The organism is Psychrobacter sp. APC 3426 (assembly GCF_030408035.1).
Classification (GTDB): Bacteria; Pseudomonadota; Gammaproteobacteria; order Pseudomonadales; family Moraxellaceae; genus Psychrobacter.
In genome coordinates this window covers 1-25778 of sequence record NZ_JASDCF010000031.1, presented here as the reverse complement: position 1 = coordinate 25778, position 25778 = coordinate 1, and the positions used below count along the sequence as shown (strand labels likewise).

The 25778-nt window shown below is 43.0% G+C and carries 24 protein-coding genes; 14 read left to right on the top strand and 10 right to left on the bottom strand.

Annotated features, from left to right (window positions below):
- Positions 1-27: 27 nt before the first annotated feature.
- Positions 28-1209, bottom strand: a complete 1182-nt coding sequence (locus tag QL919_RS12480) for a polyprenyl synthetase family protein (protein WP_290189810.1) — start codon at positions 1207-1209, stop codon at positions 28-30.
- A 689-nt stretch (positions 1210-1898) separates the two neighbouring features.
- On the opposite strand from QL919_RS12480, the gene fadB reads away from it, so the two are divergent.
- The 6 genes from fadB (at position 1899) to QL919_RS12450 (ending at position 9310) form a co-directional block, all read left to right on the top strand.
- On the top strand, positions 1899-4058 hold the full coding sequence (fadB, locus tag QL919_RS12475) for a fatty acid oxidation complex subunit alpha FadB (RefSeq protein WP_290189809.1): 2160 nt from the start codon (positions 1899-1901) through the stop codon (positions 4056-4058).
- Positions 4059-4284: 226 nt separating this feature from the next.
- Entirely contained in the window at positions 4285-5457 is a 1173-nt protein-coding gene (fadA, locus tag QL919_RS12470) for an acetyl-CoA C-acyltransferase FadA (protein WP_290189808.1), read from the top strand.
- A gap of 99 nt (positions 5458-5556) precedes the next feature.
- Positions 5557-7095 (top strand): DarT ssDNA thymidine ADP-ribosyltransferase family protein, encoded by a 1539-nt coding sequence (locus tag QL919_RS12465; RefSeq protein ID WP_290189807.1) that lies wholly within the window; start codon positions 5557-5559, stop codon positions 7093-7095.
- Positions 7088-7780 (top strand): hypothetical protein, encoded by a 693-nt coding sequence (locus QL919_RS12460; protein ID WP_290189806.1) that lies wholly within the window; start codon positions 7088-7090, stop codon positions 7778-7780. The genes QL919_RS12465 and QL919_RS12460 overlap by 8 nt, the downstream gene beginning before the upstream one ends.
- A 158-nt stretch (positions 7781-7938) precedes the next feature.
- Positions 7939-8514 (top strand): isochorismatase family protein, encoded by a 576-nt coding sequence (locus QL919_RS12455; RefSeq protein ID WP_290189805.1) that lies wholly within the window; start codon positions 7939-7941, stop codon positions 8512-8514.
- A gap of 106 nt (positions 8515-8620) precedes the next feature.
- The gene (locus QL919_RS12450; protein ID WP_290189804.1) at positions 8621-9310 is read left to right on the top strand and encodes an HD domain-containing protein; all 690 of its coding nucleotides are present in this window, start codon (positions 8621-8623) and stop codon (positions 9308-9310) included.
- A 94-nt stretch (positions 9311-9404) separates the two neighbouring features.
- On the opposite strand, the gene asd is transcribed toward QL919_RS12450, so the two are convergent.
- A complete protein-coding gene (asd, locus tag QL919_RS12445) occupies positions 9405-10241 on the bottom strand; it encodes an archaetidylserine decarboxylase (RefSeq protein WP_290189803.1) in 837 nt (278 codons plus the stop codon).
- A gap of 112 nt (positions 10242-10353) precedes the next feature.
- Here asd and dtd point away from each other — a divergent pair, with 112 nt between their 5' ends.
- The 3 genes from dtd to phoR all read left to right on the top strand — a co-directional run bounded on the left by dtd (position 10354) and on the right by phoR (position 12863).
- Positions 10354-10809: a D-aminoacyl-tRNA deacylase gene (gene dtd, locus QL919_RS12440; protein ID WP_290189802.1), complete on the top strand. Its 456-nt coding sequence runs from the start codon at positions 10354-10356 to the stop codon at positions 10807-10809.
- A gap of 147 nt (positions 10810-10956) precedes the next feature.
- On the top strand, positions 10957-11661 hold the full coding sequence (gene phoB / locus QL919_RS12435; protein WP_290189801.1) for a phosphate regulon transcriptional regulator PhoB: 705 nt from the start codon (positions 10957-10959) through the stop codon (positions 11659-11661).
- Between the two features lie 113 nt (positions 11662-11774).
- Positions 11775-12863, top strand: coding sequence for a phosphate regulon sensor histidine kinase PhoR (gene phoR, locus QL919_RS12430; protein ID WP_290189800.1), 1089 nt, complete (start codon positions 11775-11777; stop codon positions 12861-12863).
- On the opposite strand, the gene QL919_RS12425 is transcribed toward phoR, so the two are convergent.
- Positions 12860-13450 (bottom strand): M23 family metallopeptidase, encoded by a 591-nt coding sequence (locus QL919_RS12425; RefSeq protein WP_290189799.1) that lies wholly within the window; start codon positions 13448-13450, stop codon positions 12860-12862. The genes phoR and QL919_RS12425 overlap by 4 nt on opposite strands.
- 249 nt (positions 13451-13699) lie before the next feature.
- Here QL919_RS12425 and QL919_RS12420 point away from each other — a divergent pair, with 249 nt between their 5' ends.
- Complete coding sequence (locus tag QL919_RS12420) at positions 13700-14401, top strand: DUF3820 family protein (protein WP_290189798.1); 702 nt, start codon at positions 13700-13702, stop codon at positions 14399-14401.
- A 2-nt stretch (positions 14402-14403) separates the two neighbouring features.
- Here QL919_RS12420 and QL919_RS12415 read toward each other — a convergent pair whose 3' ends face one another.
- The gene (locus QL919_RS12415; protein WP_290189797.1) at positions 14404-15300 is read right to left on the bottom strand and encodes an alpha/beta fold hydrolase; all 897 of its coding nucleotides are present in this window, start codon (positions 15298-15300) and stop codon (positions 14404-14406) included.
- 414 nt (positions 15301-15714) lie between these two features.
- Here QL919_RS12415 and QL919_RS12410 point away from each other — a divergent pair, with 414 nt between their 5' ends.
- Positions 15715-16398 (top strand): TIGR00730 family Rossman fold protein, encoded by a 684-nt coding sequence (locus QL919_RS12410; protein WP_290189796.1) that lies wholly within the window; start codon positions 15715-15717, stop codon positions 16396-16398.
- Between the two features lie 178 nt (positions 16399-16576).
- On the opposite strand, the gene QL919_RS12405 is transcribed toward QL919_RS12410, so the two are convergent.
- Positions 16577-18193, bottom strand: a complete 1617-nt coding sequence (locus tag QL919_RS12405; RefSeq protein WP_290189795.1) for an FAD-dependent oxidoreductase — start codon at positions 18191-18193, stop codon at positions 16577-16579.
- Positions 18194-18799: 606 nt separating this feature from the next.
- On the opposite strand from QL919_RS12405, the gene QL919_RS12400 reads away from it, so the two are divergent.
- Complete coding sequence (locus QL919_RS12400; RefSeq protein WP_290189794.1) at positions 18800-19234, top strand: hypothetical protein; 435 nt, start codon at positions 18800-18802, stop codon at positions 19232-19234.
- A 134-nt stretch (positions 19235-19368) separates the two neighbouring features.
- On the opposite strand, the gene QL919_RS12395 is transcribed toward QL919_RS12400, so the two are convergent.
- Positions 19369-20457, bottom strand: a complete 1089-nt coding sequence (locus tag QL919_RS12395; protein WP_290189793.1) for a GNAT family N-acetyltransferase — start codon at positions 20455-20457, stop codon at positions 19369-19371.
- A 279-nt stretch (positions 20458-20736) separates the two neighbouring features.
- On the opposite strand from QL919_RS12395, the gene QL919_RS12390 reads away from it, so the two are divergent.
- Entirely contained in the window at positions 20737-20907 is a 171-nt protein-coding gene (locus tag QL919_RS12390; protein ID WP_290189792.1) for a hypothetical protein, read from the top strand.
- Positions 20908-21009: 102 nt separating this feature from the next.
- Positions 21010-21288, top strand: a complete 279-nt coding sequence (locus QL919_RS12385) for a type B 50S ribosomal protein L31 (RefSeq protein ID WP_201565603.1) — start codon at positions 21010-21012, stop codon at positions 21286-21288.
- A gap of 108 nt (positions 21289-21396) precedes the next feature.
- On the opposite strand, the gene QL919_RS12380 is transcribed toward QL919_RS12385, so the two are convergent.
- The 4 genes from QL919_RS12380 to QL919_RS12365 form a co-directional block, all read right to left on the bottom strand.
- Positions 21397-22221: an SGNH/GDSL hydrolase family protein gene (locus QL919_RS12380; RefSeq protein WP_290189791.1), complete on the bottom strand. Its 825-nt coding sequence runs from the start codon at positions 22219-22221 to the stop codon at positions 21397-21399.
- Entirely contained in the window at positions 22215-23612 is a 1398-nt protein-coding gene (locus tag QL919_RS12375; RefSeq protein WP_290189790.1) for a nicotinate phosphoribosyltransferase, read from the bottom strand. Before QL919_RS12375 ends, QL919_RS12380 begins: the two co-directional genes overlap by 7 nt.
- A 265-nt stretch (positions 23613-23877) precedes the next feature.
- Entirely contained in the window at positions 23878-24930 is a 1053-nt protein-coding gene (locus tag QL919_RS12370) for a bifunctional nicotinamide-nucleotide adenylyltransferase/Nudix hydroxylase (protein ID WP_290189789.1), read from the bottom strand.
- A gap of 191 nt (positions 24931-25121) precedes the next feature.
- On the bottom strand, positions 25122-25415 hold the full coding sequence (locus QL919_RS12365) for a hypothetical protein (protein ID WP_290189788.1): 294 nt from the start codon (positions 25413-25415) through the stop codon (positions 25122-25124).
- Positions 25416-25778 lie beyond the last annotated feature (363 nt).

Below are 25778 nucleotides of genomic sequence, written 5' to 3'. Positions count from 1 at the left end.
GCTATTTTTAATTTATCATTAATAAGCTTACTTTTTACGTGACCATAGCCATTCTATCAGTGCCAACAGTGCGTTATTGTTTGCGCTGTCTTTTTTACCGCTAAGCTCACGACTACTTAACTCACGGATAATGGCTGCACGTCCGTCATTAAAGAGAGATTGCGCATAGCTGGTTGCCTGCTCAACGCCCATCAATTTTACGTAGGTAGATTTGTCTAACTTTTCATCGCTGCCAGCAGGTTTGCCAAGTGTATCGGTGCTGGTGGTGACGTCTAAAATATCGTCTTGTACCTGAAAGGCGAGACCAATGTGCTGCGCACATTCTTGTAGTGCCATACGCTGTGGCGCTGTTGCACCTGCACAGATACCGCCCATCAGCATTGCTGCTTCAATGAGCGCACCGGTTTTGTCACGGTGGATGGCTTCCAAGTCGCTTTGTGTGATGTCTGTACTGGCTTCGGCATTAAGGTCGAGCATTTGACCCGAAACCATGCGTCTGGCACGCGGCGCAAATATCGCGATAAGCTGACTTGCGATATCTGCGTCAAAAGGTGCAAAGGTTGGCAGCTCTGCAGTCAACACTTCAAAAGCGAGCGTCTGTAGTACGTCACCTGCCAGCAGTGCGGTTGATTCTTCAAAGACGATATGGGCAGTCGGCTGACCACGGCGCAGGTCATCATCGTCCATACACGGCAAGTCATCATGCACCAATGAATAGGTATGCAAAAGCTCTACGGCTAATGCTGCACGGCGCGCCATATCATAGTCGGAGTCATTTTCTAATAGCGACTCTAAATCGTTGTTTTGATTGGCTCCATTTTGATTGACTTCTTTATCAAGGTGCTCATCATCAGCGCTTTCATTGTTATTGCTAGCAATGTTATTAATATTGTTATCAGCATTGCTGTTATTGATATTGTCATTAAAGTGACCATTCGTATTGCTCTGATTGACACTGTCAAAGGCGCTGGCGACCAATAAGGGGCGTACCAACTTACCTTGACCGGTCATCACATAACGGCAGGCATCAATCAGTGGACTTGGTAGCTCGGCATAAGCAAACAGCACATCAATATCTTGTGCGAGTTGCGCACGCACGGCGTGATGAAATTGCTCTGTTTTATTACTGAAATCGTGGTCAGTGTTATTATTAACACTGCTATTAAAGCTATTAAAAGACATCACGCGAGGAGTAGGAGAGACAGTCATAATCCAACCATTTATAAGGGATATAAGAAAAATACCGTTAGTGTAGCATGATAGATTATATTCCTTATGTGGCAGATATCATCAATGACATATTTTTAATAATTTAATGTTAAAGAGACTGTCAGAAAAGCGCGACATAATGCAACAAGCCCTCGTTACGTATTGCTGATTTAACTTAGCGATGTGATGTGTTCTGATAAGAGTGTAAGTAGCTCAGTATGCAACCAGTCACTTAAAGCACGTTGGCCGTTAGGTAAAGGGTTACTATCGACTTAAGAGTGACTTGCGAGTATGGTATTAGCTTGTGACAGTGAGGGGCATAATCCCCTACACTAATTGGCGTAGAAATGGTCTGATGCAGCGAGTAAGTGGTTCTACGGCCATTATTCACTCATCACGAGCAGTAATTGCACCATATCTTAGTCAGCACTTTTAATATCAGTACCTGCAACAGCAGTATATAAATAAAGCGCCATAGGTGTTTATGCATCAGTTTTATGTATGAGCTTATGCACATTATGCATAAATGTTGAGCGCTGGATAATAAAGATATCTTCACTTGTACGCCAGTTATGTGATTGTCTTCATGACATTGCAGGCGCACAGTGCTATTACCCGTTTTACTAACAATAACTGGCTATTTATTTTAATCTAAGACGTAGCTTTCGTTATATAGCAAGGAGTTTCAAATGGTATATCAAGGAAATCGCATCACGGTGACAATGCTAGAAGATGGCATCGCCAACATGCAGTACAACGCCGAAAATGAGAGCGTGAACAAGTTTGATGCTGAGACCAATAAGCAATTTGGCGAAGCGGTCAGTGCTTTAGAAAAAGCCGATGACGTAAAAGGTCTTATCGTGACATCAAGCAAAGGCGTGTTTATCGCTGGTGCTGATATTACTGAATTCGTTGGTTCTTTTAAAAACCCAGAAAGTGAGATTAAAGATTGGGTGGTTAGTATTAATGACACATTTAACCGCTTTGAAGATCTGCCATTTCCTAAAGTAGCCGCTATCAATGGCGCAGCGCTTGGCGGTGGTTGCGAGATGACCTTGGTTTGTGAATATCGCGTCATGAGCGACAAAGCGATTATTGGTCTACCAGAAACTCAGTTGGGTATCTTCCCAGGATTTGGTGGTACGGTTCGTAGTACACGTGTGATTGGTATCGATAACGCGCTTGAGCTCATTGCTACTGGTAAGCCTAAAAAAGCCTTAGAAGCTTTAAAATTAGGCTTGGTTGACGCAACTGTTGCTGCAGATGACTTGCAAGATGCAGCGATTGACCTAGTCAAAAAATGTATCTCAGGTGAGCTTGATTGGCAAGCGAAGCGTGAAGAGAAGCTCGCACCTGTTAAGCTAAATCAGCTTGAGCAAGCGATGGCATTCAACAGTGCCAAAGGTATGATTTTTGCCAAAGCAAATCCTAAGCAGTATCCAGCACCAGCAATTGCGATTGAAGCGATTGAAAAGCATGTGAATCTGCCACGTGATAAAGCAATCGAAGTCGAAGCAACTTACTTTGCAAAAGCGGCGAAGACCCCACAAGCAGAAAGCTTGGTTGGTCTGTTCTTGAATGACCAATTGGTTAAGAAGCTAGCGAAGCAGCACAGCAAAAAAGCGCATGAAATCAATGAAGCGGCAGTACTTGGCGCTGGTATCATGGGCGGCGGTATCGCTTATCAGGCAGCCAGCAAAGGCTTGCCAATTATTATGAAAGACATCAAGTCTGAGCAATTAGACCTTGGTATGGGCGAAGCCAGCAAGCTACTTGGCAAAATGGTTGAACGCAAAAAGATGACCCCAGCCAAAATGGGTGAAACGCTCAGCCGTATCCGTCCTACTTTGAACTATGGTGATTTTGCTGAGACTGACATCGTTATCGAAGCGGTGGTAGAAAATCCAAACGTCAAGCGTGCGGTACTAAAAGAAGTAGAAGGTCTGGTAAAGGACGATTGTATCCTAGCATCAAACACCTCAACGATCTCTATTACGTTCTTAGCCGAAGCGCTTGAGCGTCCAGAAAACTTCGTTGGTATGCATTTCTTTAACCCAGTACATCGTATGCCATTGGTTGAAGTTATCCGCGGTGAGAAATCTTCTGAAGAAGCAATCGCGACGACTGTTGCCTTAGCCTCTAAAATGGGTAAAGTGCCTGTCGTGGTTAACGATTGCCCAGGTTTCCTAGTCAACCGTGTATTGTTCCCATACTTTGGCGCATTTGATTTGCTATTGAAAGAAGGCGCTGATTTCGTCCATGTCGATAAAGTCATGGAAAAATTCGGCTGGCCGATGGGTCCTGCTTACCTAATCGACGTGGTCGGTCTAGACACGGGCGTACATGGTGCAGAAGTGATGGCAGAAGGTTTCCCTGACCGCATGAAGCCTGACTATAAAGGTGCGATTCAGCATTTATATGAGAACGAGCGCCTAGGTCAGAAAAACGGCGTTGGTTTCTATAAGTATGAAACCGATAAGCGCGGCAAGCCGAAAAAAGTCGCTGACGAAGCCACTTACGAGCTACTCAAAACCACGACAGATAGCGACAAGCAAACGTTTGATGATCAAACCATCATCGACCGCACCATGCTGGCTTTCTGTAATGAGACCGTACGCTGCCTAGAAGACAACATCGTTAGCACGCCATCTGAAGCCGATATGGCGATGATTATGGGCGTTGGTTTCCCGCCATTCCGCGGTGGTCCTTGCCGTTATATCGACCAAATGGGTCTAGATAACTACTTGGCACTGTGTGAAAAGTACGCACATCTTGGCAAAGCCTATGAAGCCCCGCAAAAGATTCGCGACATGGCAGCAGCAGGCGAGACTTTTTACGCAACAGCGTAATAAATATACCGTATTAGGATAAGTGTGGTGCGTTTGCTAGCTAGACGGATAGCAATGGCTATATCGATAGCGTGAACAGCAGACGTACCGTTTTAGTCGGTTCAATAGCAGGTCAATGCAGTCAGATTGCCTGCCAAGATACACATCGTACTGGTAGCAAGGCTGACGATTATAGAGCCAGGTTGAGTCGACAACACTGACAATAAAAATTGAAAAGGAAGATAGTATGACAACTTTAAGTCCAAAAGATGTGGTCATCGTAGATGGCGTACGCTCGGCAATGGGCAAAACCAAAAACGGTATGTTCCGCCATGTTCGCGCTGATAACATTTCAGCTGAATTGGTACGTGCTTTGGTAGAACGTAATGATTTTGACACCAATGATGTCGAAGATATTATCTGGGGTTGTGTCAACCAAACCCTAGAGCAAGGTCTAAACATCGGTCGTAACATCGGTCTGCTCGCTGGCATTCCAAAGACCGCTGGCGGTCAAACCGTCAACCGTCTATGTGGTTCATCTATGCAGGCGCTACACACTGCTGCCGCCCAAATCATGACAAACCAAGGTGATGTATTCATCATTGGCGGTGTTGAGCACATGGGTCACGTTGGCATGATGCATGGCGTTGATCTAAACCCAGCAGCGTCAAAGCATTATGCAAAAGCTTCAAACATGATGGGCCTGACTGCGGAAATGCTTGGTCGTATGAACAACATCACCCGTGAAGAGCAAGACGCCTTCGGTCTTGAGTCACATCGCCGTGCATGGGCTGCGACGGTAGAGGGTCGTTTTGACAATGAAATCATCGGTATCGAAGGTCATGATGCCGCTGGTCGTCTGCAGCTATGCACCGTTGATGAAGTGATTCGTCCAGATGCGACAATGGAGCAAATGCAAAAGCTACGTCCAGCCTTTGATCCTAAAGGCGGTACAGTAACTGCTGCTACTTCATCTGCACTGTCTGACGGTGCGTCAGCAATGCTAGTCATGAGCGCACAAAAAGCCAAAGATTTAGGTCTTAAGCCTCGTGCTCGTATTCGTAGCATGGCTGTTGCTGGTTGTGATGCCGCTATCATGGGTTATGGCCCTGTACCTGCCACGAACAAAGCACTTAAGCGCGCTGGCATGAGCATCGATGATATGCAAACCATCGAGCTAAACGAAGCATTCGCAGCGCAAGGCTTGTCAGTACTTAAAGCCTTGAACTTGACGGACAAGCAAGACATCGTCAACATCAATGGTGGCGCAATTGCACTAGGTCATCCACTAGGATGTTCGGGTGCTCGTATCACGGTTACCTTGCTAAACGCCATGGAGCAATCAGACACTGAAATTGGTCTAGCGACGATGTGTATCGGTCTTGGTCAAGGTATCGCTACTATCATTGAGCGTGTTTAATCAATAAAAGTAAACTATTTTTCTGAATATCTTGTAAACCGAATGCCTCTAGCGTAATGTTAGAGGCATTTTTTATGGATATATGTTTATAGGTTTCTCATGGAAATTTTTTTAATAATTATTGTCTTTATTGTTGTATGGTTTTTTACTTCAACATCAAAATCTGAAGATGTGAGATCTGCTATCAGATTTGCTAAAGAAGCTAAAGATGAAACTAATAAATTCCTTTATGAACTGAGTGAAAATATAGATGAGTTTAATAAAGATTTTGAAGAGAGGACTGAAAAATATATTATAGAATCAAAAAGAAATATTCTTAAAAAGCAGAAAGAACATTTAGTTTGGTTATCTGAGTTAGATGACATTGATGATATTAACAAGTCTATTAAGAGTATGGGTTTAGACGGTATTGATGAAGATGTTACATCAATAGTTGATAACTTCAAAGAGGCTGGTCGATACGAAGAAATATCTCATCTAGTTATAAAAAAAAGTAGTAAATCTGGTTTTTTTTCTCCTAAAGAAGAAAAATATATTATCAACCATGAGTACAGTAAGATCAGAAGAGAAAAAGCTACAAGAGAAAGGGTTGAAAGAGAAAGGGTTGAAAGAGAAAGGGTTGAAAGAGAAAGGGTTGAAAGAGAAAGGGTTGAAAGAGAAAGGGTTGAAAGAGAAAGAGCTGAAAGAGAAAGAGCTGAAAGAGAAAGAGCTGAAAGAGAAAGGGTTGAAAGAGAAAGGGTTGAAAGAGAAAGGGTTGAAAGAGAAAGAGCTGAAAGAGAAAGAGCTGAAAGAGAAAGGACTCAAAAGCCGCATTATTTTGAAGATGTTTCTCATTACATAAAAGAAATAGATGGGTATTTAATTGACTTCTTAAAGATACGTTTCTATTTATCAAATAGAAAAGAATATCCAGCTATAAAATGTATTGATAAGTATTTTAAATCAAAGTTTCCACAGGTTGATGAGAGGTTGTATATATCAATATGGTCAGAGTTGGCAGGTCGAATAGCTTTTGATGAGAATAAGCGCAAGAATATTAGTTCCATATATCATTTTACACATAAGTCGAACTTAGCATCTATCTTGGAATATGGTGTCTTAACAAGAACAAACCTTAACAAGATGAGTCTTAAATATACGTTTAATGATCAGATGAGGCTAGATGGTATTTTAGACTCTATTTCACTATCATTCAGCCATCCAAACTTTAAAATGTTCTACAAATATAGAAAACAAACTGGCAATGAAGATTGGGTAGTGCTTAAAATTTCACCTTCACTTTTATACGGTAGAGAGCGATGCATATCAAATAGAATTAAAGATTTTAATTACCTTAATAAAGCAGTTTTTTGTCATACGAATGCGGCATCTAATAAGGTGAGAAATTTATCTATTGATGAAAGAATGACGTGTAATGCTTTTTTAGAGATGTTTGAGTCGCCTATAGGTAAATCGTTACCAACTTATACTTATGACAACCAAGCAGAGATACTATACTTAAGTGATATTCCGGTCGATTTCATCGAAGAAATATATATTCATCATCAAGATGAGAGCCTTAACTGGGTTAGAGAGCTTGGCTATAAGGTTACTGAGAATGATATAGTATTCGATAAAAGGAGATATAGAGATGGCTAATCGTCCAGTATTTATACCTGGTAGTTCAAATGAAGAGTTAGTTGTTGTTGAAAACTTAGATTTTGAATGGTTTGCTGGGTTCAGTGTGGCACAAAAGAAAAAATCAGTCGAGTCGCTTCACTGCGCTTTTAAAGAAAAATATCCTAATAAAAGTGTATTAGAGATATCCTCTAAATCTGAGTCTGAATTAGGTATTATGCTTAGTGCTTTCAATCTTCAAATTGATCTTCTCAATGGTCACAAAGCTAGTGTCGAGAGTCTTTATCAGTCATCAAAGGTGTTTCAAGAAGGAGGGCCTTATGATGATATTCGATATAAAAGTTCATTAGAAGCTAAAAGAGATGAAAGGCTAAAAAATTCAGGTGATGTTGTCGCTTTCGAGCATAAAGGTGATAGATGGGGTATTGAACCAAAAACTGCTTTTTATAATTGGTTGTATTTAAACGTGTTGAACTTGAATAGTGAACTTAAAAATCAAGTGTTAGAATATGATGCCTTTACAGATATTGAGTTTAATCCAAAGAAATCTTTTAGCTGTCAAGCAAATGCTATTGCATTATACGTTGCACTGAGACGAAATAAAATATTAGAAGATAGTGATAGTATTCCTAATAAAAAAGAGTTTCTAAAATTAGTCACCAGCTTCAAATACAGTAAAGGTGAAATGCAGGATTTGTTTGATTGAAACCTCTTAAAGCAGTTGGTATTAAAAAACCATGTCCATTGACGCCCTCAGAAATATATGACTAAATGAGAGTTGAGCGAATAAAGCCAGTTTAATAAAGACAATATAAGTTAAAACTATAATCTAGCTATCAATGTCAGTCGTACAAGGAGTGTACTATGTCTACTATGATTACCGATCGCACTTATCGCATCGCCCGTGAAAATACCCAAGCGATGATTATCGATGTTCAAGAACGCCTTACCCCACATATCTATGACTATGAAAATATCGTCAAAAAAACAGTCACTCTCATAAAGGGTTTGCAAGCACTAGACGTTCCTATCATGCTCAACGAGCAGTACAAAAAAGGACTTGGTGACACCATACCTGAGATACGTGAGATATTGGAAGAGAGTAATAGCAAGAGTTTTGAAAAGGTGACGTTTAGCGCTTGTGACAATGATGATTCATGGCATCACTTAGCCCAGCAGAACCGTAGCATTGTTTTATTGTTTGGCGCTGAGGCCCACGTTTGTGTCATGCAAACGGCGCTTGACTTGCTAGACAATGGTATGCAACCGGTTATCATTGGCGACGCGGTTGGCTCGCGCTTTCCTTATGATAAGAAACAAGCGATTCGCCGTATTCGCCGCGCTGGCGGGGTGATTAGCACCGTTGAGTCTATCTTGTTTGAGCTGTGCCGTAGTAGCAAAGACCCTGCGTTTAAAACCATCAGCAATTTGATTAAATAGCCAATTAAATAAGGCAAGATAGAGACTTAAGTCATTTAGCTATCATAATAGCCGTCACCGCGTGAATAGAGCGCTATAAAACTTATTAGCCATATTAGAGAAAACGATGACACCAACCAACTCTACTTCTTTAAGCGATGCACCTTTAAAAAGCATGTCTTCAATCGATGCGCCTTTGAATGATAGTTCCTTAACCAATCAAACGCTCGCTTCAACAGTTGATATAGAGGATGTGACGCATTTTTTATTAGAATTAGACGCCCTAAAACGTGTTAATCGACGTAGCTATGTCACAGGAACCACTCGCCAAGAAAACTCTGCCGAGCATTCTTGGCATTTAGCGATGGCATGTTGGTCAATCGCTGAGTTGTTTGAGCTGGATGTCAGTCATGAAAAACTGCTAAAGATGGCACTGGTGCATGATCTTGGTGAGATTGATGCGGGTGACACATTTCTATATGCCAAGACGCGTAGCACAGCGCATATTGAAGAGCGTCAGGGTATTGCGCGTCTGCAAGCAGAGCGTGGTAACGGCATTGCTCACTTGAATGAGGTCTGGGAGGAACAAGAGACTGGAGATAGTAAAGAAGCTGAGCTACTGAGAGTGGTGGATCGTTTATTGCCATTTTTGCTGAATCTAAATACTGAAGGAAAAACGTGGATAGCGTTAGGCGTTACGCGCACGCAGGTGGCTGGCGCACATGCATTTATTAAGGATAGCTTTCCCAGTATTCATAATTGGCTAGCAAAAAGCATCAAACATGCGACGCAGCAAGGGTGGCTGATTGATGCATAAAAAAAGAGTCATTGATTGATATGCATAAAAAAGCCCAATGACGCGTCAACAATGACGGTTAATTGGGCTTTGTTTCTATTATGAGATAGCCAACTTATTTAGGGTTAGTAACGCCCAATAGCTGTCCCATTTGCACCACACTATTGGCTTGCATGCTGTCTTGCCATGCTGCTTCTGCGCCTTTTGGCAACACTACGATTGCTGTTGAACCTAAATAAAAACGTCCAAGTTCATCGCCTTTTTCAAGCTTCATGTCGTGATCGGCTTCTTGAATATCTTCAGTGCGCGTAATTTTACCCGTAGCTACAGTCTCGATACCAGCGACAATCATGGCGCCGACCATAACCACTGCCGCTTTGCCATATGCGGTATCAAATAGACATACCAAGCGCTCGTTACGGGCAAATAAGTCAGGCACATTGGCTGCTGTGGTATTATTGACAGAAAATAGCGTGCCCGGTACATAACGAGTTTTGGTTAAGGTACCAGAAAATGGCATATGCACGCGGTGGTAGTTGCTTGGCGCGAGATAAACTGTCGCAAAACTACCATCGGCAAAATAACTGCCATCTTCGCTATCAGCGAGCAATTGACCGACGTCATAGTAGCGACCTTTGGCTTGCAGGAGTTTATGGTCGTCAATCTGACCTAGCTGAGAAATAATACCATCAGCAGGACTGACAATACCGTGCCCAGTCGCATCGATAGGGCGGGCGTCTTCTTTTAACTCACGAGTAAAAAAGTCATTGAAGCTCTCATAAGCATTGAGACTCTGGCGCTCATACTCATCCAAGCTGACGTTATAAGCTTTGGCAAAGCTACGGATAAAAGTGCGTTTGACATATGGGTGGCGGCTAGCGGCCAAACGCCCAGCGACTTTGCTCAGCTGTTGCTGCGGGACAAGCTGTTGTAAGGTGGTGAATAAATTCATAATAAGGCTACCAAGATAGGGTGTGATGTAATTATTAATAAGTAAGTTAGTGGCTGTATTTTATCATGGACAGCATATTATTGTATGAGCATAATCTGTAAGGAGTCAGTAAATGAAAGCACTTATACAACGGGTGCAGCGTGCTAGTGTCACCGTCGATGAGCAGTGTGTCGGTCGTATAGAGCAAGGCATATTGGCCTATATCGGTTTGGGACCTGATGATAGTCTGCAAAGCGCAAAGCGCATGATTGATAAAATTCTTACCTATCGTATTTTTGACAATGATGATAATCCTGCTAAGTACGGTAAATTGGATAAAAATGTCCAACAAGTAGGTGGCGGATTGTTATTGGTATCGCAATTTACCCTGATGGCAAAAACTGACAAAGGTCGTCGACCTGACTTTGGCGGGGCGATGCCGCCAGATGCAGCGCAAGCATTATTTGCACAACTGATTGATTATGCCAAGACTCAGCATGCCAATATTGCCACTGGTCAGTTTGGCGCAGATATGCAAGTTGAGAGTGTCAATGATGGGCCATTGAACTTCATATTGGAAGTAAGCTAAATAAGAAGCATGAAAAGAACTGCGCATCGCTTAAATGGCAAATGTCATCAAACTGTCATAATTAAGACGTTTAATAGACGGACATTGGCGTGTATTGATCGCCTTTTTTATAGGCTATGTTTTGTCCCTTATTACTGAGAATGTCCTATGTATAATGAGCAAATTTTGATTGTCGAAGATGAGCCTGCGATTCGCGAGATGGTCGTCATGACACTAGAGATAGCTGGGTTTGATAGTCTGCAGGCAACGGATGTGTCAGAAGCCCATCAACAAGTAGTTGACCACAGGCCAGCGCTGATATTATTGGATTGGATGCTGCCTGGGGACAAAAGCGGTATTGATTTTTGTCGTATGCTCAAAAGTGATGATTTGCTCTCTGAGATACCAGTCATTATGCTGACGGCCAAAAGCGAAGAGGACAGTAAGGTACACGGACTGGACGCTGGTGCGGATGATTACATGACCAAGCCTTTTTCTACACGTGAGTTAGTCTCTAGAATTAAAGCCGTATTGCGTCGTAGTAACGCGTTAAGTGCTGATAAATCCATCGATATAGGTAATCTAAGTCTCGACCCAAAAAGCCAGCGTGTCACGGCGGCTGGTCAAATTATCGATGTCGGTCCCACCGAGTATCGACTGTTAGCGTTTTTTATGAGTCATCCAGAACGCGCTTATACTCGTACACAATTGCTGGACCAAGTATGGGGCGGTAATGTCTATATCGAAGATAGAACCATTGATGTGCATATCAAGCGCTTACGCAAATTACTGCGTCCATACGACTGTGATAAATTGATACAAACCGTGCGCGGCACTGGTTATCGGTTATCTAGCCTTATTGAATCAGTTTGATGGGCTGTGTCGATTCGCTGTATAAATTATATGTTAATTGGCATATGCACAGCACTTTGCCAGACATTGAGTAGTGATAAGGGCAGTAACAAGAGCTGTGATAAGGAAAAAGAATGAACACGCTAATATCGGCACAAGGCAACGAACAACAGTCAGCGCTAGCGACTCAACAGAACAGCACAGATCAGCTGAAAAAAATCAGGAGCGCACTACGCGCATTAAGAGATGCAGTGGTTCTGCTCAATGACAATGATGGGCTAGAGTGGTGGAATCAGGCTGCTGAGGACCTACTGTTATTGCAGGTGTCAGATAAGGGTCAGTGCATTTTTGACTTTATTAGTGCGCCTGAGTTTCGCCAATACTATCAGGCGACAACGATAGCTGACGAGGGTGTGCATATCGAGTCATGGCATGCACCTAAGCGTTATCTAAAATGTGAGCTCACACCTTTTGGTGATGAGAAGTTGCTTATTATTTATGATGTGACACGTTTACATCACTTGGAGGAGATGCGCCGAGACTTTGTGGCCAATGTCTCGCATGAGCTGCGCACGCCACTGACAGTGATGATGGGCTATCTTGAAAACTTTTCAGATCAGCCGGATATGCCGCCGCATTGGAAGCGCGGATTTGAGCTAATGACTCAGCAAACTGCACGGATGAATAGAATCGTTAATGATTTATTATTGCTGTCTCGAATCGAAATCGAAGAGACGCACGAGCTGCATTATATCGATATGACCAAACTGCTGACTCACGTTTATGACGATGCGCAAGCCTATAATGCTGGATACGGGCATAGTATTCACTTGCAGATAGATACTTATGACGGGCTATACGGCTCAGAGATGTATTTAACGAGTGCGCTGTCCAATTTAGTGATTAATGCCATCAAATACACACCAAAGGGCGGTAATATAACGATCAGCTGGGCGAATACTGCAGAGGGCTGCCGATTTGCGGTTGAGGACGATGGTATCGGCATTGCACCGCAGCATATCGCCCGTTTGACGGAACGTTTTTATCGTATTGATAAAGGTCGCAGCCGTGCCACTGGTGGTACAGGATTGGGCTTAGCCATCGTCAAACACGTCTTATATCAGCATCAGGCAAACTTGCAAATTGAGTCGGTAGAAGGGCGTGGGTCGACATTTAGCGCCGTATTTCCAGCCACTCATGTACGCTCTGCTCACACCCCTTAGTTCTTTTGTAAGAGGGGATAAGGATTGACAGCACTGCCATCGATATAAATACCATAATGTACATGCGGCGGTGTGCCTTTGGCGTTGCCGCTGTCACCGACATAGCCAATGATATCGCCAGCATTGACCCAGTCGTTGGGGCTAATATCGGCATAATCTTCTAGGTGCGCATAGTAATGTCCTGCACCACCTGGTCCTACGATGACGATCACTTTCCCACCTAATGTATTGTCACCCACTTTGCTTACGATGCCTTGTGTCGTCGCTTGAATCGGTGTGCCTCGCGGGGCAAATATATCAATACCTTCATGCGTACGACCTTGACTACGCGCAGCGCCCCATGTATCGGTTAGATGCTGTTCTGGTAGCGGACTGGGCAGGCTGCTCTCTGTCGGTAGCTCTTGCTGTAATAAGCTGAGCTGTTGCCATTTGGCAACCACAAACGACTGAGTGTGCTGGCTGATGCTTGGTAGTAATTTGTCTAATACAAATAATAGCGCCAAGAGCACAGCAGCTCTAATCAATACGCTTAATGCACGACGCAAAAACGTTGGCTTGGGTGGCTGTTGATTTAGATTCTCTGGCATCGACATCTCTTGGTTTTTATACTAAGTTTTATATTAATTCAATTGATATTATAAGGGTCTTGCTCTATAGCGTTTGTATCGCATTGTTGTGTTTGGTTGTTATGCCCAGTTGTTATATTGGACTTTTAGCCCCATAAATGAAAAGGCAGTAGAGAAAAATTTCATTTCATATAACGCTAAATATAACGCACTTTTTAAATGGTGAGCGCTGGCTGTCATTTACCCCCAACTTGCTATGGCTAAATCTTTATGACTGATACTGCGCTGATTATCGATACCGAAACCGATCAAGGTCGTGATCCGCGTCCGATTCAAGTGGCGACTATTAATGTAGCGACGGGATTTGAGTGGATGAAATACTTTAATAGTGGGCGCTCGATATCACCCGTGGTCATTAGAATTCATGGTATTACCGATGATGATGTCGCCGGTCTTGAGCGCTTTGAGTTGGATGCGTTTGAGTTGCCGCAGTATTTGATTGGGCATAATGTGCGCTTTGATTGGCGGGTGATTGGCAGTCCGTCCGCTAAGCTAATATGTACGGTGCGGCTGGCGCGCATCGCTTTTCCAGAGTGGAGCGCCTATGGTCAGTCCAAATGCATCGAGCAGTTATTAGGTAAAGGGGAAGCAAGTAGAATGACGATTGCCGCTCATGATGCGCTCGGTGATGCGCGCATGTGTTATTTACTCTATCAAGCCTGCTGCGAGCGCTTAGAGATAGCGCCGACGGACTTTGCTGCTGCTCATGCCATCTCCAATAAAGCCAATCCTGTGAGCAAGATGCCGTTTGGGAAACATAAAGGTAAGCTGATTAAAGACGTGCCACTCCACTATGTGAAATGGATGTTGGGTAATATCCATAATATGCAGCCATCGCTCTACTCTGCCTTGAACAAGCGGGTCAAAGCAGAAGCAGCGAAGGAAAAATCGAAAAATGAGAACAGACCCTAAGCTTAGGGCTGCTTATTCAGCCAATCTATTGCCATCTGCCATAACTCAGGGGCTTTAGCATTGGTTCTGCTGCTAAAATAACGCATATGACCGATACTGCTTACCCCAAATTCTTTTGGCTCAAAAAAGCGTTTTTCAACTGGCATTTGAGTAAAGACGCGAATCATATCATCCATGTTTTTGCTATTGGCAATTTCATCATCGCTAAAGCCCAGCCACATTGCAGGCATGCTCAGCTCATCATAAAAATGGGTGTGTATGCTTTTGCCAAAGGCCGTTTTAATATAGCCTGCGCCATTACACCACTCGCGCCACTGCCTAGCCACGCCGCGCGGTAGCGGTTCGCCCATACCGATTTTATCTGATGGGGTGTAGCCTAAGGTCAAGTTGGTGAGAGGAATAAAAGCATCCATAAAACCCATCGCCTTGAGTTTATAAGGCATGTCCATGTTTTTAATACGACCGGATGAGCAGGCAACGTTAAATACAGACTTGATCGCTTGGTAATTTGGCATCAAGCCAATTAATTGACCGCCAGCGCTATGACCAATCAGATGATAAGTAGCATCGGCAAACTCGTCTTGCAGGGCATCCAGTACGGCTGGCATGTCATGGCGTCCCCAGCTGATTAAAGACGCATCACATTTAGCCAAGTCAGATGACAGAGACTCGCCAATGCCTTCATTATCAAAGGTCAGTACACCAAAGCCATTCTCTGCTAAAAAGTTAGCAAAATTATGATAAAACTGACGTTTGATGCCAGTAGCAGGCGCTATCATGACCGCTGTTTTGACGTCTTCTTTAGGACGATAGACAGTCGCTGCCAAGGCTTGGTTGCGGTCAGTCATGATACTGAGTGAATAGGTTTCTATTTGATTAGCGATATCAGATTTTTCCATGGTTTATACCTTGATGTTTTCTTATGGGTGTTTTTATGGTTTTTGTCTTCGGTAGTGGCGGATTATCTAGAATTATTTATCAACACGACACGCTAAAAAATGTAGTTATTGCGTATTGATAAATCACTTCGCGCATGTCACAGCCACGTGATAGCATTGCTTATGTTAAGATAAATGCGGGCAAGCAAGGCACTCAATTGTGACTTCCAAGTTTTATGCTATTCATCTTAGGTCAGATTATTCATCACCGTTTTAATCGCTATTTATTTTTGCTTATTTAGACATTAATAAATGAACCTACAAGGATAGATATGCGTCAAGAATGAGGTGTTTTAAGAGTAGGTATTTACTAACTAAGTACTTCGTAAACGAGTACTCAATAAAAACAATCGATATAAAAATTAAGGAAACTCTATGCAGATGAAAATTAACAATGACACTTATGAAGTGATTACCAGTCAAGACATTACCAATATCGAAAAAGCCGTGGATAAGGCCTCACTAACGATGCCTTTGGTCGCGGTCTATTGTGGCTCACGTATGGGCAATGGCGAGGTGTATGAGCAGGCAGCACGCGAGCTCGGTCTTGCGTTAGCAGAGAATGGTATGGGTTTGGTTTATGGCGGCGCTAGTATTGGTCTGATGGGCGCGGTGGCAGATGAAGTTATCAAAGGTGGCGCGCAGGCGGTGGGTGTGATTCCAACATTTATGCTCAAACACGAAATTGCTCATAATGAGCTGACCCGCTTGCATTTGACTGACACCATGCACACACGAAAAACCGTCATGGCAGAGTATGCCGATGCGTTTATCACCTTGCCAGGTGGTCTGGGTACACTAGAAGAGATTATGGAAATCGCCACATGGCGTCAGCTATATCAACACGAAAAACCAATGATTATCCTCAATATTAATGGCTTCTATGACCGCATGATTGAGCATTTAAAATACACCACTGAGCAAGGGTTTATGAAGCAGCAAGATCTTGATCGTTTGGTAGTTTGCAATACTATTAGCGAAGCGATAGAGATGCTACAGACAGTCGTGACGATAGACGATGCGGTCGATACCGAAAAAATGGCGGGTAGCGAGATTTAGATTGCTCATTATTTAGCCAGTGCCTATATATTGTTCAGCTGGTAACTCTATATAGTGGATGCAATATAAGAAGCAGTATGAAAATCCAAAGGGAGCAAGTAACCAACAACCGGTTACTTGCTCCCTTTTCTATGCCAACTGTTATTGCTAGTCATAAACCAGCATTTCAAAACAGCGGTTACTTACTAGCAGATGATAGATTGGCCAATGTCGATTGACGCACACTACGATTTACCCCAGCCATCGCTAGTGGGAATCCACGCTCTTTCGCCAGTACCCGTGCTAGCTTATCGATGGCTGAACTATCATTGTGCACCAGATAAGACCATTCGTGTGCATAGCGTTGACGGTTTTCTACCGTATCATTTTTTATCAGGCCAAGCGCCGTCAGCTCATTAACGATTTGATCGGCAGCAATCAAGGTCGAAGATGCTTTGACATTCTCCGCTCGTGCATAACGGATATTAGAATAGAGACTGACATCAGCCACTCGTAGCGTATCGTCTTGACCAGGAATCTGCTGTCCGCCATATAGTGCATTACCGATTGTGCGCGCGCTATGAAACGTCGGTACAAACTCAGCCACGTAATCTATCGCTTGCTGACTACGAGCTTGCAGCGGGGCTTTGTCCCAACCATCTTCAATATAATGTACATATTGCTGCGGCAGATGAGGTTGCGCGCTATCAGTGTTAGAGGCCACCAATCCGTCATCGAATAGGGTAATCGCTTTGCTCATACCATGAATCTGGAAATAGCCACCCGGATAGGGAGTGAGCTGTGCCATACCGTCTGGCGTCCCACGCTGACCATAGATGATAATCTCAGGTATCTGCCCACCAGTCTCACCCCAATGGGTAATGTAAGAGGATTTGAACTCGACCATACGCTTGACTTCAACGCCCACCATGTCATCGATAATCCCAGTACGAAAACCGCACGCATTGATGAGATAGTCAACTTCGATAGACTCAGCTTGAGAGTCATTGTTTACACTGCCGGCTTGCTGATAGTCGATACGCCACTTGGTGACATGATGATCAGCGTTAGAGCAATTCTCGCAATCTACAGGCATAACTTGCTGAACCTTTGTGTCAGTAAAGACATGCGCATGCTCATACTCTTCTAAAGCCAGCTGTGCAGAGGCTGCTAAGCGAAAGATGTTCCAACCATATTCTTGGACAACAATCAGTGGAAATTTGACTTTATTTAAGTCCAGATATTTAGCTACCGGTATCATCCACTCGTCAACCGTGCTTGGCACCGCCACTTGCTCACGCTCAGACAATGCTAACACTTGCTCGTGAGTATAGAGCTGATAGTAGTCCTCAGGCTCGCCTAAGACTTTGTTATTGCCATCTGTTGCAATCAGCTTGCGATAAGCCTCTGTCAGAATATCAAGGCGTGGTAGCAAATCTTCAGGTAGCCCTTCGTCGCGAGTCGGTACGGCAAATACCGTTGGGCGCACATCAATGGTATAGGGGTAAAGTCGCAGAATATCGATACATTGTTTGAGCAGTGCAACACAGTCCTCATCAGGGATTTCACGATATAAATTACCGCCAGCATGTAGATGACACATCGGTGGTCCGTCAATCAGTGATTTTTTCTTTTCAAACAAATACGTCTCAAGTCCTAGTGCTGCCAAACGAATGGCAATTGTCGCTCCTGCTGTACCGCCACCAAGAATACCAACGCGTTTTGCTGAGTGGTTGTTGTTTGAGATGTCAGCTGCTGGCGTAGAGGTTGTAGCAGTGATGCTTGATTGAGATTTTTTATTAACCGATTGAATCATTGTCGTTGTTGTATCCTTGATAGTTTCAGCAAAGAGTGATGCTTTGACTATTGATTGAATGTATTATTATAGATTTTTTATTGATCGTCTTATGGCTATTGATATGCGTGCAGAAGGAGTCAAGTTCAACGTCTGTCATCCGCCACTATAGTCGTCTTCATCAATACTCAACCATATTGACTGTTCATTAGGTTTATTTTACGAAAATTGAAAACTAATATGAGAGCAAATACGTAAGTGCTTACATGAGTTTTGTCAGTAAATAGCCATGCCAGGAGCCCATAGATAGAAGGCTTTATGAGCATACATCAGTGTCGCTGAGAGACTGACTCTTATTCAGTTAACCAATCAGTAATAAGGACATAGTCAGCGTCAAATTATTTTTTTGTAAAGTACAGGCGCTTTTGTAAATTTATATTTTGTGATACAAGACTGGTTTTATGTATGTGCTATATTAAAACTGCTTGAAATTTAGGTGTGGGAAAAGAGTGGTGATGTCATGGCAGCATAATAAGTCACGACTTAACCAGTACTCAGTTTAACACCACAAGGACAGAGATAATTTCAGACCAATCAATCATGACGTTTAACAACAAGGAAGTTATTATGAAACGTATTCTAATGTTATCGGCCTTAACAGGCATTCTGACGCTGACAGGTTGTTCAACCTTAAACAATGTGTTCGGCAACGACGATTCCGGCATGCATGATGTGCAAGCGACCAGCAATAACACCGCTCCAGTGACCAGCAAGAATGGCATGCTAGTCGATGCCACCAACCATATGACCTTGTATACTTTTGATAAAGACTCAATGAATAAATCAGAGTGCGGGGCAGCTTGCTTGCTCGCCTGGCCAGCATTTATGGCGCCGAGTAATGCTAAAGCCTCTGGTCAGTTTGCTGCCTTTCAACGTGAGGATGGTAAGTATCAATGGGCTATCAATGGTAAGCCATTATATTTCTACGCCAATGATACGAAAGTTGGTGACAAAGATGGCGATAATAAACTTGGTGTTTGGCATATCGTTAAAACCAAGTAGTGTTTAATATTAAATGAGTGTGATGAGACTAAATCTCAGTTTTCATAAGTAAGAAAGCAGCCATAATAATGGCTGCTTTCTTTAATTCATTGCGGTTAAAAGTCAAGAGACCTACTTTTGATAAACCCAACCTATTAAGTATCCGCTAATGACTCAGTTTGTGTGTTTACCAATGCTGTTTCTTTAGTAGGCGATTTTCTGTATAAAGGAAAAAAGTTAGAGTTCAAATCATCTTCAGTAAACCAAATACCTGCTACTAACTCTGTGTACTTTTCTGAATTGACGACAAGCCTATAGGTTTTAAAGATTAATTCTTGCGAGCTAAAGCCTTTTTTATACTCATACAAGGAATCCAAATTGGCGCCTACACCGCCACCAAGGTGTAGTGTCTTAAAGTTGTTTTCTCTACCCCAATTACGCGCTACATGAGTGATGAGTTTAGAGGGTTGCAAATGTATATAGGCATTGAGTGTGCCGCCAAGATGGAATTGCATAATCCCCGATTCTTTACAGATTGTATAGATAGATGAGCCTATGGCTTTGCCATCTTGATAAGCGGTTATGAGCAATATTCTATCTTGCAAGTTCTCGAGTAAATTGAAAAAGTAATCATCATCAAAAAAGTAATATTGATCAGCCTTTACATGAGCCATGGTTTCTTTATAAATGTTAGAAAAAACTACCGCGCTTTCTTTCGTTAAGCGCTCTATTTTTGTGACGACATTCATTTTTAATGCTTTTTTAATACCTCTACGATGTCGGTTTTGTGTCTCACTCCAGTGTTCTTCTTCAGACTTTCTTAAGTCAGACATTAAAGTCAATCCATGAGTCAATGCTTTGCCAACGGTAGGAATCCATGCTTTATTAATGACTGGATGCAATCTCATAAATAAAGACACACAGCCTTTTTCAAAGAGAAACCCCCTAACTTCCTCTAAAACAATGTCCAAGTCGGCATCAGTCAATGATTTATCCATTAAGGGTCCGCCATAACCATAAGTAGAGGTGGCGTCCCAATGCTCTGCATCAACTTCTCGTATGATGATAGGTAAGAAAACCTTTTTATTTTTATAAGTAGCAACCACACCTTGGGGAGTACCTTGATCTACGATAGCTGATGCAGCAATCCAACCAGATAGGTGATATATGTCAAAGTGATAGTCAGCTATGTCTTTATCCCAACTCTTATTTATATCAGAAAACTCTACCTTTACTGTATCCATCTTTCTGCTCCCTTAGCGCCATGTAATATATTCGTAAATCCGTATATATGAATATAACAACAAAGGTTAAGTTTCACAAGTAGGTGAAAGGTATTTATGTAATTTATTGAATATATGACGTCAAGAATGTTTTTTATGTCATGAAAGGGCAGTCATTATCGCGATAGTCTGTGACATACAGTGTGAACGCCTTAGCTTAATCCTGTATGGTAAAACCAACAGTCAGTTTGACTCGTTTCAGTATAGCGAAAGTTGTTTTAGTAGACTTGAGATGGATGTATGCCAAGTAGCATGATTGTTGCACCCACAATTGCTTTACGTGCTGCTTGCATCAAACAGCAAAAACCGTTAAAATCGCGGTTTGATTTTCCCGCTGGGGAAAGGCTAAGTGAGCATAAGCATGGTGTTGGGTGCTGGAATAAGCCAGTGATGCAGCTGCCATCCTTATAAATGTCCTTAGTGCCTCAGTTACGTATGTTATTTTTGGCTTGCTACATCGTTTGAGATGCTGTGCAAAAGTGCCATACATACATCGGACATAGAGAGTTTATTATGCGTAAAGATATCCATCCTGATTACCAAGAAGTTTTGTTCCATGACACCAACGCTGACGTGTTTTTCTTAACTCGTTCAACGGCTAAGACTAAAGCTACTCGTGAATACGAAGGTAAAGAATACCCATACTACCCACTTGATATCTCAAGTGCGTCGCATCCATTCTATACTGGCGAGCAGCGTAAAACTTCTACTGAAGGCCGTGTTGCTAGCTTCAACAAACGCTTTGGTGCATTCGGTGGCCGTAACAAAAAAGCCGCTGATTCTGCTGAGTAATTTACGCTTATTGCGTAATATTATTTTGCTAAGCAAAAAAAACCGCTGATTATTCAGCGGTTTTTTTTGTTTCTAAAGTGAACTAATTAATGGCTTTTATAAATAAGCTTAGGTCTTTGAGTTGGCAACAAGCTGAGCAATGAGCGCTGCCAATTGCTGTGCCCAAAAACCATAGGTGATGCTGCTTGGATGAAAACCATCGCTGGCAAACATAGCGGCACTGTCTATAGGGTTGCCCTTACTATGTGTTTCTGCCATCGTCGAAAAGTCTGCTGCCATATAGTGTACGCCATGATGTGTTTGACATACTTCCTGCAATACTTCGTCAAGCGCTGTGGCTTTAGCACCGATAAAACCATTAAGTGGCGCAGGTAGTGCTGGCATCTGTGCCATCGGTGGTAGGCTTGAAAATATAAGCTTGCGCGCGCCGAATTTACGTTGAGCGATAGCGATTATCTGCTCGATTTGTTGTCGCCATTTGGTGGTTGAGACGTTAGATGTGGTGTCGTTGACGCCGACACTCATTACCATAACATCTACTTCTTCATTCGGCGTTGGTAATACGTATAAACGACGCAAGATATCAAAGCTGGTATGACCTGTTGTCGCCTGCAATGACCAAACGAGCTCATCAAACTGGCTATGAATAACCTGCTGTTGCTGCAGGGCAGGTATCAGCTTGCCGGCCAGGGCCTCTTGTTGTGTTAGGGCGCCGACGCCTGCTGCTGCTGAGTCACCAACGATCATTAGATGCAGTGATTGCTTGTATGTATTTGCTGCCGTATCAGTAGATGACTGCAGTTGCACCCGACCGAACCTCTCACCTTCTGGTTCGGGGAGGCGTACTGTATCACGCTTCACTTTGAGGCCTTGATACAAATAAATAGGTGCAAGAAGCAGGTCTTTTTTGGATAAATTAAGAGAGGCTACCATCCTGCACGCTCCCGAATAGTGGTGAGATTGTCTTCAATTAATAGTTTGCCATCGACATAAACATCACGCAATAGATTGTCTACATCAGCGGATAAGCTTTCAGCCTTAATGGTTTTTGGTTGTCCATTAGCGTTTTTAACCAATGCTAAGCGACCTTTTTTTGAGCGCTTAGAGCGGCTGGTCACAGGGTCTTTGTAGATATCTTTCCATGTCCCATTTATAGAGATAGCACTGGCTTTCATTGCCCAACTCATGGTGTCACGATTGACTTGCTGTAATAGCCCGCCACCCATACCGAAGGTGACATTGTCTGCGCTAAATCCTGCTTTTAGTATCACATCAATAATCTTACTCAAGCTCTGCGGACTGATGCCATCGCCTTGAATGACACGCACATAATCTGGCAAGACCTTATAGCCTTTACTATTAGTGGTTGTGCCAAACTTCACTGCTAAGCGCTCTAATGCCTCACGAACCACTTTAGCAGGGTCGCCGCTGTCAGGTCTGATGACCAAGGTGCCCCCCATATTTTTGACATCGTCTTTTAGGCTGCCACCCCAAATATTATCAATGGCATTCCACAAATCATAGCTGTCAGACACCACTGAAAAGCTTTTGTCTGTGCCACCGAACTGCTCAATCATATTGGCAAAGGCCTCTGTCTCACCATCGCGGCCCCAGGCGGTCATGGTGCTGTGCTCAGCTGCAGGGATAGAAAATGCAGGCATGTCTTTATCCATTTGATACCAACGACTGGCAGCGACCAATGCCGTTATCGAATCAGTACCTGCAAAATTCACCAAGTGCGCTAAGCTACCGAGCGCGACGGATTCTTGGCTAGAAGCACCGCGCGAGCCAAAATCATGCAGTCGAAAAGTGAGCGAATCGATATTGTCCGCTGACTTCTCTAAGGCTTTACGAATGATGCCTTTGCAATAATGAGAGACGCTAGCGACGGTGGATGGATACCAAATAGCGCGTAGTAGGGCGGTCTCGATATAACTTGGCAGCCAATAAAACTCAGGGTCGGTATTGATAACCTGACAGACGACATTCGAGACGGGTACGATACTGCCTTCAGGAATGGCCTCGATTCGTAACGGCATATAACCGCCGTGTTTATCGACCAAACGCTCCCAACCGGCACGGTTAAAAGTCAAGCCATGCGCTTGAATGACCATTTCGGCTTCGTCGATATCTTGATGAGTGATGGGAGTGCTTAAGTATTCCTTGATAAAAGCTTGCAAGCCAAAGAACACCACATCGTAGTCGCCTTTGCGCGCTTCTACATAACTGGACAGATACTCACTACCGCTTGGGTACTGCACCCAATGTGAGGTTTTATAGCTGTCGCTATTTAAGATTAAATTGTTCAAATTGCTGGTGTACATCACAGAACTCCTCTGCGTTGAGATGCCGCAGCTGCTTTTTTTAATGACAGTTGCGGTGGTGGTGAGCCATTACCGTCTATCGGTGCCGGCAGAAACAAGTAAGTAGAAAAAATAAGTCAGAATGCAAACTAAAAACGATAAGCAGTCATTATGAATAAGTGCACAGAATCAAACTTATAAAACCATACTTGGTCAATAAATTATATAAACTGTCGTGGATTTATAGCGTGAAAATCATGCACCGAAGCGTCAATTATCAATCACGCTATAAGCCAACCATTTTCGTGATAATCGCATAATGGTCTTCGAACATCATGGTGGCATCAAGCTCAGCAAGTGGTAACCAAAAAGCTTTGGCTGCATCGTCTCCACCTTTTACTTTTGGCAAACCTTTAGGGTCATTTTTTAGCTGAAAATAAAATGCTTGAGTAATTGTGCGACCACGCGCTGAACGATAAGGATCGTCAAAGGTATGCTGACTGTGACAAGAACCGCGCAATACTGGCTCAGGAACTTTCAGACGAGTCTCCTCACGCAGCTCACGGATGCAAGCATCAAAAAGCGTCTCTTTGGGATTCAAAAAGCCTCCAGGCAATGCCCATAGACCACGCCCTGGCATGCTACGGCGCTCCACTAGCAAGATATGTCCCGATTGTACAATCAGTGCATCAGCAGTCATGAAAGTAGGCGGATAGGGCGCAGATTCCCACTGTCTTTTATATTTATCGATGAAATCCGCTTCTTCATGCAGCTGTTGATACGCTTCTGTCTTTTTAAATTCGTTTAATACCTTGCGCGTTGACTCAGGTGTGCGCTCAGGCGTTGGAGTAGCGCCCATCAGATAGCTATCACGGATAGGAGTGGCTGATAAGTTATGATAGTTGGGCACTGAGACCGAGTCCCAATTGGGGAATAGCGATAGATAGTATGATGAGCTGTCTTTAGAGTGGCCAATCAAACCAATATTACCCTGCAAATCACCGGTGACAGACTTCACGCCTGCTTGCACATATTGTAGCCAACGGGTGTCATTGTAGAGGGCGTCATCTAGTCCAACGCAATGAATACGCGCGGCTTCCTCTGCTGAATAGGCATCCTTAATCATAGCGGCACGCTCAGCGACACTAAATGGATTGCGTAAACTACGTGGCAAATTGGCTGAGCCAATCAGCATAATGACGTCATCAGCACGTTTTAGCGCTTCATCAATGACAGCTTTGTGCCCACGGTGGAACGGTTGAAAGCGCCCAATAAATACCAGATAGCGGTAATGTTTACTATCTTGCTTATCTGAATGTTGCTCTGATAACTCACTCATAGACACCGATTTCCTACTACTGATTTTTTATAAGCTGAAAATAATTTGATGACGCCAATACTGACACAGCATAGGAGCGGCTGACAAGTGCAAAGATGTTTTATGCTACGCAATGGGGTTACTCAATCATTAAAACAATAAAAGGGGTTAGCAACTGCTAACCCCTTTTCTATGCTTAAGGCGTTAACCGCTTAGTAATAATAGGCAGCATTATTTATGGCACTTGGCGCCAGTGCCATCATGATGAACGCTAAAACAATGGTCGCGGCAATCAGCATGAAATAGCGTTTGAAAGATGTGCGCTCTTGAAGAGAAATACTCTCTTTTTGAGTAAGATAAAAGACGATATGAACAATGGGTGCGAAGAAAAAAGCAAGAACAGCATAAAGAACGTTATGACGCCCAATTACCAGCAAAGATTTTATAAAATAGTAGAGCGAAGCGAGTGATGCAATCAATAAGAAAATAATAGCAATCCAGTACATAAACATTTCCTAAAAAATTAAGGTATGACATGAGGTATTACATAAAAGTAAGCGAATCAATAAAAATTAATGAAATTAATTCTAGTTTTACGAATAAAGGATTGTACTTTTATTGAGTATTAAAGGCAATATCAAAATGCTTTAGGGCCTTCTCAGTTAAATGCCCATCTAATAAAAAACCCCTCTGGCATGGCAGAGGGGATCTAAAAGCATTATTCTTCACGACATTATGACAATTTAACATTTTCAGCGCAGAATTCCCCTACTTCTAAAGTAGAGGGATGAATGCGTCAGACTTTTGATATGGTAAAATAGCTTCATGCCAAAACAAATCCTAAAAGCTTATAAAGTCAGGCTGTACCC

What these genes read in the sequence shown, in the direction of transcription:
- dtd (WP_290189802.1), top strand. Translation starts at nt 10,354, where the DNA reads ATGAAAGCACTTATACAACGGGTGCAGCGTGCTAGTGTCACCGTCGAT.
- QL919_RS12460 (WP_290189806.1), top strand. Translation starts at nt 7,088, where the DNA reads ATGGCTAATCGTCCAGTATTTATACCTGGTAGTTCAAATGAAGAGTTA.
- QL919_RS12390 (WP_290189792.1), top strand. Translation starts at nt 20,737, where the DNA reads ATGCCAAGTAGCATGATTGTTGCACCCACAATTGCTTTACGTGCTGCT.
- QL919_RS12380 (WP_290189791.1), bottom strand. Translation starts at nt 22,221, where the DNA reads ATGGTAGCCTCTCTTAATTTATCCAAAAAAGACCTGCTTCTTGCACCT.
- QL919_RS12455 (WP_290189805.1), top strand. Translation starts at nt 7,939, where the DNA reads ATGTCTACTATGATTACCGATCGCACTTATCGCATCGCCCGTGAAAAT.
- phoB (WP_290189801.1), top strand. Translation starts at nt 10,957, where the DNA reads ATGTATAATGAGCAAATTTTGATTGTCGAAGATGAGCCTGCGATTCGC.
- QL919_RS12465 (WP_290189807.1), top strand. Translation starts at nt 5,557, where the DNA reads ATGGAAATTTTTTTAATAATTATTGTCTTTATTGTTGTATGGTTTTTT.
- QL919_RS12410 (WP_290189796.1), top strand. Translation starts at nt 15,715, where the DNA reads ATGCAGATGAAAATTAACAATGACACTTATGAAGTGATTACCAGTCAA.
- QL919_RS12480 (WP_290189810.1), bottom strand. Translation starts at nt 1,209, where the DNA reads ATGACTGTCTCTCCTACTCCTCGCGTGATGTCTTTTAATAGCTTTAAT.
- QL919_RS12400 (WP_290189794.1), top strand. Translation starts at nt 18,800, where the DNA reads ATGAAACGTATTCTAATGTTATCGGCCTTAACAGGCATTCTGACGCTG.
- fadA (WP_290189808.1), top strand. Translation starts at nt 4,285, where the DNA reads ATGACAACTTTAAGTCCAAAAGATGTGGTCATCGTAGATGGCGTACGC.
- QL919_RS12375 (WP_290189790.1), bottom strand. Translation starts at nt 23,612, where the DNA reads ATGTACACCAGCAATTTGAACAATTTAATCTTAAATAGCGACAGCTAT.
- fadB (WP_290189809.1), top strand. Translation starts at nt 1,899, where the DNA reads ATGGTATATCAAGGAAATCGCATCACGGTGACAATGCTAGAAGATGGC.
- QL919_RS12415 (WP_290189797.1), bottom strand. Translation starts at nt 15,300, where the DNA reads ATGGAAAAATCTGATATCGCTAATCAAATAGAAACCTATTCACTCAGT.
- QL919_RS12365 (WP_290189788.1), bottom strand. Translation starts at nt 25,415, where the DNA reads ATGTACTGGATTGCTATTATTTTCTTATTGATTGCATCACTCGCTTCG.
- QL919_RS12385 (WP_201565603.1), top strand. Translation starts at nt 21,010, where the DNA reads ATGCGTAAAGATATCCATCCTGATTACCAAGAAGTTTTGTTCCATGAC.
- QL919_RS12395 (WP_290189793.1), bottom strand. Translation starts at nt 20,457, where the DNA reads ATGGATACAGTAAAGGTAGAGTTTTCTGATATAAATAAGAGTTGGGAT.
- QL919_RS12420 (WP_290189798.1), top strand. Translation starts at nt 13,700, where the DNA reads ATGACTGATACTGCGCTGATTATCGATACCGAAACCGATCAAGGTCGT.
- QL919_RS12450 (WP_290189804.1), top strand. Translation starts at nt 8,621, where the DNA reads ATGACACCAACCAACTCTACTTCTTTAAGCGATGCACCTTTAAAAAGC.
- QL919_RS12405 (WP_290189795.1), bottom strand. Translation starts at nt 18,193, where the DNA reads ATGATTCAATCGGTTAATAAAAAATCTCAATCAAGCATCACTGCTACA.
- QL919_RS12370 (WP_290189789.1), bottom strand. Translation starts at nt 24,930, where the DNA reads ATGAGTGAGTTATCAGAGCAACATTCAGATAAGCAAGATAGTAAACAT.
- phoR (WP_290189800.1), top strand. Translation starts at nt 11,775, where the DNA reads ATGAACACGCTAATATCGGCACAAGGCAACGAACAACAGTCAGCGCTA.
- QL919_RS12425 (WP_290189799.1), bottom strand. Translation starts at nt 13,450, where the DNA reads ATGCCAGAGAATCTAAATCAACAGCCACCCAAGCCAACGTTTTTGCGT.
- asd (WP_290189803.1), bottom strand. Translation starts at nt 10,241, where the DNA reads ATGAATTTATTCACCACCTTACAACAGCTTGTCCCGCAGCAACAGCTG.